Origin of the sequence: Streptomyces azureus, assembly GCF_001270025.1 — a bacterium.
Lineage (GTDB): Bacteria > Actinomycetota > Actinomycetes > Streptomycetales > Streptomycetaceae > Streptomyces > Streptomyces azureus.
Window position 1 is genome coordinate 1 of the sequence record NZ_DF968209.1, and the last position, 706, is coordinate 706.

Annotated in this window: 1 protein-coding gene; it reads left to right on the plus strand. The window is 68.8% G+C overall.

Translation table 11 applies throughout. The annotated features are described in order from the left end of the window. Nucleotides 1-118 precede the first annotated feature (118 nt). Complete coding sequence (locus AOQ53_RS04640) at nt 119-595, plus strand: MarR family winged helix-turn-helix transcriptional regulator (protein WP_059415206.1); 477 nt, start codon at nt 119-121, stop codon at nt 593-595. The last annotated feature ends 111 nt before the right edge of the window (nt 596-706 follow it).

The window sequence follows — 706 nt, forward strand, 5'->3', positions numbered from 1 at the left end:
TAGGCTACCTAATGAACGGTGATCTCGGAAGCCCCGGCGATGTTGGGCACCAGATTTGACCGGCTTACGATCGGCAGACCGCGCCGAAACGACCCGCCCACCGCGAAAGCAGAACCACATGCCCTCCTCCCCGCCTGAATCCGAGCCGCTCATCCGGCTGCTGTGGCGCGCACACAACTGGTTCCGAACCGCCCTGACCACTGCGTTCGAGGCCCAGGAAGACGGGTCGGCCATCAGCGCGGCACACGTGACCCTGCTCAGTCAGCTCCCGTCAGAGGGGGCAAGCATCGCCGAACTGGCTCGGCGTCTGGGCGTCAGCGCCCCGACTGCGCACCAGTGGGTCCATGAACTTGTCGCCGTGGGCGTGGTGACCGTCGAGAGCGATCCGCGGTCCGCCCGGTCGAAACTCGTACTCCTCTCGGCGGCCGGTGTCCGGCGCCGCGCGGAGACGATGCAGATACTGGCCGGGCTCGAAGCCGCGCTCGCCGGGCGCGTCGGCGCGGATACCGTCACCGCACTTCGGGCCGCACTGGAGGAACCATGGGGATCTCCGGAATCGGTGGTGGCGGAACTCCCCGGCCCCTCCACCCCGTAACGCTGTCGGCTCCCGGGCGCAGTAACCGGGCAGCAGGGCCACCACGCGCGGACCGCATGCCTGGTCCGGCTCGAACCCGCACGACAGCCAGGCCCTGAAACGCCTGCGGAA

Bases quoted from the DNA above. Each gene is read 5' to 3' on its own strand.
- AOQ53_RS04640 (WP_059415206.1), top strand. From the start codon at position 119: ATGCCCTCCTCCCCGCCTGAATCCGAGCCGCTCATCCGGCTGCTGTGG.